Here is a 6,193-nt window from a genome sequence, read left to right as displayed (position 1 = left end):
AGATACGAGCCGACCTCCACCTCGGACTGCTCCAACTCGCCTGCAGCATCATCTGCTTGAGACGACTCCGAACCTCATTCTGAAATGATCAGTAACTCACCTGGGACGGGAACGGTCGCGCCACCTAGTCCTACGGGCCGCCGATAGGGCGGTGGCCTGGGAGAGCTCCAAGACACTGCGGGAGCGAGCCAGCGGGCCAAGCGAATCCGAGCCAGGAAGTATTGGCGCAGGCTGGTCGGCTGGGTCACGGAGCGCGAGACCCGCTGCTGGAGCAGGACGGCCGGTGTCGAGATGTGGAGTTCGGCGAAGGCGGCGCGCATCAGGGCCGGCCGCAGCGGAGTCGGGGCACCGGCTCCAGTCGATGGCCAGGGGCCGGACCGACTCCTTGCGGTTCATCAGCGACGCCAGGTGAGGTCAAGGCGCTGCGATCAAAACGCGCACACCTGCCGAGGAGCGCGGGCGGGATCGGTGCGGAGCTTGGTGAGGATCCGCCAGTTCTTGAGGTGGGCGAATCCGTGCTCGACCGGTGCACGTCCGACGGCGAGGACGCGGTTGGCGTCCTTCCGGCCCGGGGTGAGCTTGGCGGTGTAGCCGGTGACAATCACGGGGTCGCGGATATCGTTGTCCAGCCCTCGGCGGCCGAGGTCCGCCAACGCCCCTAGGCCGGCGGTGCGCAGGTGGGCCAAGACGTGGTCGTGGTGGACGGCCCCCCTGAAGTCTTCTGCACTGCCCGACATTTCCCCGGCCGGCCCGGTGCCGTCGAGAAGGAACAGCAGCCTTGGGCAGGGCGGGCAGAAGGCCGCTGTGCCCGTGCGATGTCCCCGGCTCCCCAGGCCGCGGGCGGTGCAGACGCGCGTAGGCGCCCAGCTTCTCGGTCAAGCGCGCAGGTTCCGTGGTGGCGCGGTCGACGTCGACGAGCGCCTGCAGCGCAGTGCCCAGGCGGCTGTCGCGGGTGCGCATCGGCTGGTGTCTGCGCAGAGCGCTGACCTGCATGGTCGGGGTAGCTGCTCACCCGTGGTCCGGGTTCGGACGGCCATGGTCGGGATCCGGGTGCGCGTGCGCTGTTCTGGGGTGGCCTGGCGCGCTCAGGGTTGGTGTCTGCGAGTGCAATCAGGCCGCGAGGAGCTCCTGCTCGCGGTCCGGCGTCTTGACCTTGGGCTTCCTGTTCGGCAGCGAGAGCCGGAAGACCTTGCACCACGCGGAGAACACCTGCTTGGGCAGCGGCCCGGTGACGTACTCCAACTCGTATTTCTCGAACAGCGCGCGCACCTTCACCGCGACCTCGGCGTACCGGTTGCTCGGCAGGTCCGGGAACAAGTGGTGCTCGATCTGGTGCGATAGGTTGCCGGTCATGAAGTGCATCGCCCTGCTGCCGCTGATGTTCGCCGAGCCCATCATCTGGCGCAGGTACCACTGGCCGCGCGTCTCGCCCTTGATCGACCGGCGCTCGAAGACCTGCACGCCCTCGGGGAAGTGCCCGCACATGATCACCGAGTGGGACCAGATGTTGCGGACCAGGTTCGCGGTGAACGTGGCGGCGAGCGTGGTCAGAAACGACGGGCCCGACAGCAGCGGGTGGATCACGTAGTCCTTGAGCACCTGCTTGCGGATCTTGCGGCCCACGGCCCTGGCCCGCGCGCGGAACTCCGGGTTCTTGCGGCGGCGCTTGTGCAGGTTCTTGCCGAGCTCCAGGTCGTACGCTGCGATGCCGTACTCGAAGAAGCAGGCGTTGATGAAGTTCCACAGCGGCTGGCCGAGGTGGAACGGGTGCCACCTCTGGTCCTCGTCGACGCGCATGATGCCGTAGCCGAGGTCGTTGTCCTTACCGATCACGTTGGTGTACGTGTGGTGCAGCTCGTTGTGCGAGTGCTTCCACTGATCGGCCGGCGAGACGTGGTCCCATTCCCAGGTGGTGGAGTGGATCTTCGGGTCTCGCATCCAGTCCCACTGGCCGTGCAGGACGTTGTGGCCGATCTCCATGTTCTCCATGATCTTCGCCACGGACAGACCGGCCGTGCCGATCAGCCACGCTGGCGGGAAGAGCGAGAACAGCAGCACACCCCTGCTGACCAGCTCGAGCTTGCGCTGCGCGGAGATGACCTTGCGGATGTAGGCGGCGTCCTTCTCGCCACGGCTGGCGATCACCTCGTCGCGGATCGCGTCCAGCTCGCGGCCAAGCTCCTCGATCTGCTCCGCGGTCAGGTGGGCGGTGGGGTCGATGGCGGTCAAGGTGCTCCTACCGTTCGATGTCGCAGGGGCCCGCCGCGGCGGACACGCAGGTCTGGATGAGGACGCCCGGCTCGGCCTCGGTGATCTCGCCGGTGCGCAGGTCGCGGACGGCGCCCGCCTTGAGCGGCGTGATGCAGCCGAAGCAGATGCCCATGCGGCACCCGGAGGGCATGAGCACGCCGGCCTCCTCGCCGATGTCCAGCAACGGCGTGGCGCCGTCCGCATCGACGGTCTTGCCGGTGACGCTGAACGTGACCTCGCCGCCGTCGCCGGCGACGACGATGCCGGGGCGGAAGCGTTCGGTGTGCAGGCGCTCTCGTGCACCGTGCTCGCTCCAGTGCTCTTCGGCGGCGTCGAGCAGACCCGCGGGCCAGCAAGCCCAGGTCTCGCGCTCGGCCCAGTCGGGCACGAGTTCGTCGAGACGGGCGATGTCGAGCATGCCGTCCGTGACGGTGTGCACCTCGGTGAGCCGCAGCTTCTTGTCCGCGACCAGGTCGTGCAGTTCCTTGCGGAAGATCACGTCTTGCGGCTGTGGCGCGCAGTGGACCATGACGACGTCGTCGAACTCGGTGTCGCGCAGCATGCCCATCACGGGCGTGATGCCGCTGCCAGCCGTCAGGTAGAGCACCTTGGCGGGCTTGGCCTGCGGCATTACGAAGTCACCGGTCGCCTGGTCGAGCTGGATCAGCGTGCCCGGTTTCGCCCTGCGGACCAGGTGGTTGCTGACCTTGCCGTCCGGGATCGCCTTCACGGTGATCGTGACGCGGCCGTCATGGCGGTTGGTCGGCGAGGTGATGGAGTAGGCACGCCACAGGCGCACCCCGTCGACGTCGACCCCGATCCGCACGTACTGACCAGCTGTGTGGCCGCGCCAGCCCCGTCCCGGCCTGATCACGACAGTCGCGGCGTCACCCGCCTCGGGGAGCACGGCCTCGATGCGCCCACGGAGGTCAGCGCCCGCACGCAGCGGGCTGACCAGGTCGAGATAATCCGACGGCAGCAGCGGCGTCGTGACCATCTCCAGCAGTTTCCACGCCCTGCTGCGCAGGGCTGTACTCGTCATGAATCCAGCTTGCTGCGCCTCACGGCGTAAAGTCCTGACCGCAGTACGTAAATCTGATCGGCTGAATTGTTCGCGGGGAACAAAACGTGAGCCATGCAATCCGGAGGGCCAGTGAACTGGCCCTGGATGAGACGACGGTCACCGCACTTCGGGCCGCGCTGAAGACCACCGCCGACGAGGTCGTCCAAGCGATCATCGACGAGGTCCCTTCCTACGCCAACGCCCTTTCGGGCCACATGGGTGCCACCATCCGCCGAGCCGTCCGCACCGCCCTGGGGCACTACCTGGACCTCGCGAGCGGGAACGCCACAGGCGGTGACGCCGGTGACGCGGCCTACGAGCTGGGCCGCGGCGAGGTCCGCGACGGCCGCTCGATGGACGCCCTACTCAGCGCCTACCGCGTCGGCGCCCGCGTGGCCTGGCGATGCCTGGCAGCGGGTGCCGTACCCGCAGGCCTGCCCGCCGCCGAGGTCGCCAAGTTCGCCGAGCTGACCTTCGCCTACATCGACGAGCTCTCCGCCGCGAGCGCCGCGGGCCACGCCGACGAACTGGCCGCCCGGGGCAGGGCCCACGAGCGCCGCCTGGAACACCTGGCCCGCAACCTCCTCGCCGACGCAAGCCCGGACGTGCTGCTGGCCTCTGTTCAACGGGCCGGGTGGCAGCCTCCGGTTTCGCTGACCGCGGTCCTGCTGCCCGCCGCCCAGGCCCGGCCTGCCTACCGCGCGCTCGACCCGAACACCCTCGTCCTCGACGATCTGCCGGACGCCACCGGTGTGCTGCTCGTCCCCGATGCGGACCGATCACATCTCTTGAGGCAGCTGACCGACCGCACCGCCGTGGTCGGCCCGGCCCGGCCATGGACTCGTGCGTCCGCCTCGTACACACGAGCCGTACGCGCGCGCTCCCTCTCCCCGGATATTCGCGACACCGAGGACCACCTGCCCGAGCTGGTGCTGAGCGCCGACGTGGAGGCGTTCGCAGACCTCCGTGCCCGAGCCCTCGCACCGTTGCGGACCTTGCCTGCCGCGACCGCACAGCGGCTGGAGGAAACATTGCGGGCGTGGCTGCTGCACCAGGGCAGGCGGGAGGAGGTGGCGGCGGAGTTGTTCGTCCATCCCCAGACAGTCCGGTACCGGATGTCGCAGCTGCGGGAGCTCTTTCCGGATCTCGCATCGCCACACCGCGTGCTTGAACTGACGCTGGCGGTCGGTCTTCGGGGCAACTGACGAGTACTGCCTCGTTTCCGTGCCATCCGAAGGCTCATGCGGCCCGGGTAAGAGCCGCCTGCGCAGTGCGCTGCCGACGCACTCGGGCGCGCCGCCTGCGCAAGGCATCGGCCGGCGTTGCGGCCGCCATTCGCTTGCGCCGACCCCCTCGTACTCCCAGGGGGGTATCTCATGGTCCCCATTCTTATACCCCCAGGGAGTATCCGTTCAGGAATGGAGAGGGGAAGGCAATGCCGACCGTCAGTCCCAAGCGCTGGTGGGCACCCATCGTGCTCGCCACCGCCCAGTTCTTGGTGATCATGGACCGCTGATCAGTGGCGGACCGCTCGTCCTCGCAGCCGGCCTGCTGTGGCTGTCGGCCGTCGAACCGAGCGGCTCGTTCGTCGTCGACGTGCTACCCGCCTCACTGGTCGCCGCTCTCGGCATGTCGCCGGTCGCTCTCCTCGTCGCCTCCGCCGCCGCCTACGCCGCCTTCGCCGCCTGGCAGCGCCGGACACAGGCGCCGCTGATCGACCCCCGCCTGCTGGGCCGGCGACCCATCTCCGCCAGCGCCTTCGTCATCGCAGTGGCCACCGCCCTGATGGTGGGAGCCTTCTTCCTCGGCTCCTTCTACCTCAAAACCGCCAAGACCACGGCGCCCTGACCACCGGGCTGCTCTTCCCCCCCCCGTAGCGCTGTCGACCATGCCCTGCGCCACCGCGGCCGGCCACATGATCGGACGCACCGGCGCCCGGTCACTGGCAGCACTCGCCCTGACCGTCTCCGCCGCAGGATTCCTCCTGCCCGTGCTCTGGTCCGGCACCACCGCCATGGTCACCGGCGTGAGCATCGCCTCGGCCGGACTCGGCGCCCTCTTCGTCGTCGCCTCGGCCACCGCACTCAGCAGCGCCGCCTTGGGCCGGGCCCGAACCCCCACACGATACCGCGAGCGCCGTCTCCGCCTGCCAGGACGTCCCGCACGATGCCGCTCAGGGTCGTGCGCAGGAACAGCCTGCCGCCATTGACATGCTCCCCTGGGGCCCGGCGCCCGGGCGATCGTCCAAGCCTGGCCGAGGAAGGGTTTGGGCCACTAATTCAACGTCGTGAACATCGATGGGAAGGTAGTCTTCCTCAACTTCCAGTCGGGCAATGCCGATCCGGCACGCAAGACATCCCGCCACTACTACGTGATGAGGACCAACCGAGATGCTCGCCCCGGAAGAAGCCGAGCGCAGGGCTGCGCAGTTCCTTGCGGAACGCAGCAAAGCATGGGGGCCATCCTCCGATGTGAGGATCATTCCCGAGTACTGCTTCACGGACGAAGGACGATTCATCGCTCCCTACGACCATGTCGAGTACCTCGATCACGGGCGTGAGGACATGCAACTCGGCGGGAACCTGCCCGTTGCCGTCGACCTGAGCACGGGAGCATGCACCTTCATCACCTGGAAGGAAGCAGAGGACATGATGGAACGCGACCTGCTCTGATCTGCCCTCGACAGTCGCTCCTGGCGGAGTGATGGGATGTCCTGCCGTTCCGGCTCGAACGGCCCGGTAATGCCACGACGAAGCAGGCACAACGGCACGACAAACCGCGCCTTAGAGTTCCTAACAGAAGTTGTTGATCAAGTAACCATCGGTCTGTCTGCTCGTTGGTCGGGTCGTGGGGAAGCGCCAGTCGCGGCCGTGGATCGTG

Annotated in this window: 6 protein-coding genes; 3 read left to right on the top strand and 3 right to left on the bottom strand. The window is 68.0% G+C overall.

Annotated features, from left to right (window positions below):
• Window positions 1–428 precede the first annotated feature (428 nt).
• From ACZ6KF_RS33760 to ACZ6KF_RS33750, 3 genes are all read right to left on the bottom strand, one after another.
• Window positions 429–605 (bottom strand): hypothetical protein, encoded by a 177-nt coding sequence (locus ACZ6KF_RS33760; protein ID WP_469241994.1) that lies wholly within the window; start codon window positions 603–605, stop codon window positions 429–431.
• 505 nt (window positions 606–1,110) lie between these two features.
• Window positions 1,111–2,229: a fatty acid desaturase family protein gene (locus ACZ6KF_RS33755; RefSeq protein ID WP_469160448.1), complete on the bottom strand. Its 1,119-nt coding sequence runs from the start codon at window positions 2,227–2,229 to the stop codon at window positions 1,111–1,113.
• Between the two features lie 7 nt (window positions 2,230–2,236).
• Window positions 2,237–3,292, bottom strand: a complete 1,056-nt coding sequence (locus tag ACZ6KF_RS33750) for a ferredoxin reductase (RefSeq protein ID WP_469241992.1) — start codon at window positions 3,290–3,292, stop codon at window positions 2,237–2,239.
• Between the two features lie 86 nt (window positions 3,293–3,378).
• On the opposite strand from ACZ6KF_RS33750, the gene ACZ6KF_RS33745 reads away from it, so the two are divergent.
• The 3 genes from ACZ6KF_RS33745 (at window position 3,379) to ACZ6KF_RS33735 (ending at window position 5,985) form a co-directional block, all read left to right on the top strand.
• The gene (locus tag ACZ6KF_RS33745) at window positions 3,379–4,518 is read left to right on the top strand and encodes a PucR family transcriptional regulator (protein ID WP_469241990.1); all 1,140 of its coding nucleotides are present in this window, start codon (window positions 3,379–3,381) and stop codon (window positions 4,516–4,518) included.
• Between the two features lie 256 nt (window positions 4,519–4,774).
• Window positions 4,775–5,161: a hypothetical protein gene (locus ACZ6KF_RS33740; RefSeq protein ID WP_469241988.1), complete on the top strand. Its 387-nt coding sequence runs from the start codon at window positions 4,775–4,777 to the stop codon at window positions 5,159–5,161.
• 542 nt (window positions 5,162–5,703) lie between these two features.
• Complete coding sequence (locus tag ACZ6KF_RS33735; RefSeq protein ID WP_469160450.1) at window positions 5,704–5,985, top strand: hypothetical protein; 282 nt, start codon at window positions 5,704–5,706, stop codon at window positions 5,983–5,985.
• The last annotated feature ends 208 nt before the right edge of the window (window positions 5,986–6,193 follow it).

Source organism: Streptomyces sp. NPDC046379 (assembly GCF_055587785.1).
Note: the sequence above shows the minus strand (reverse complement) of the source record. Positions and strands in the feature narration are given on the sequence as shown.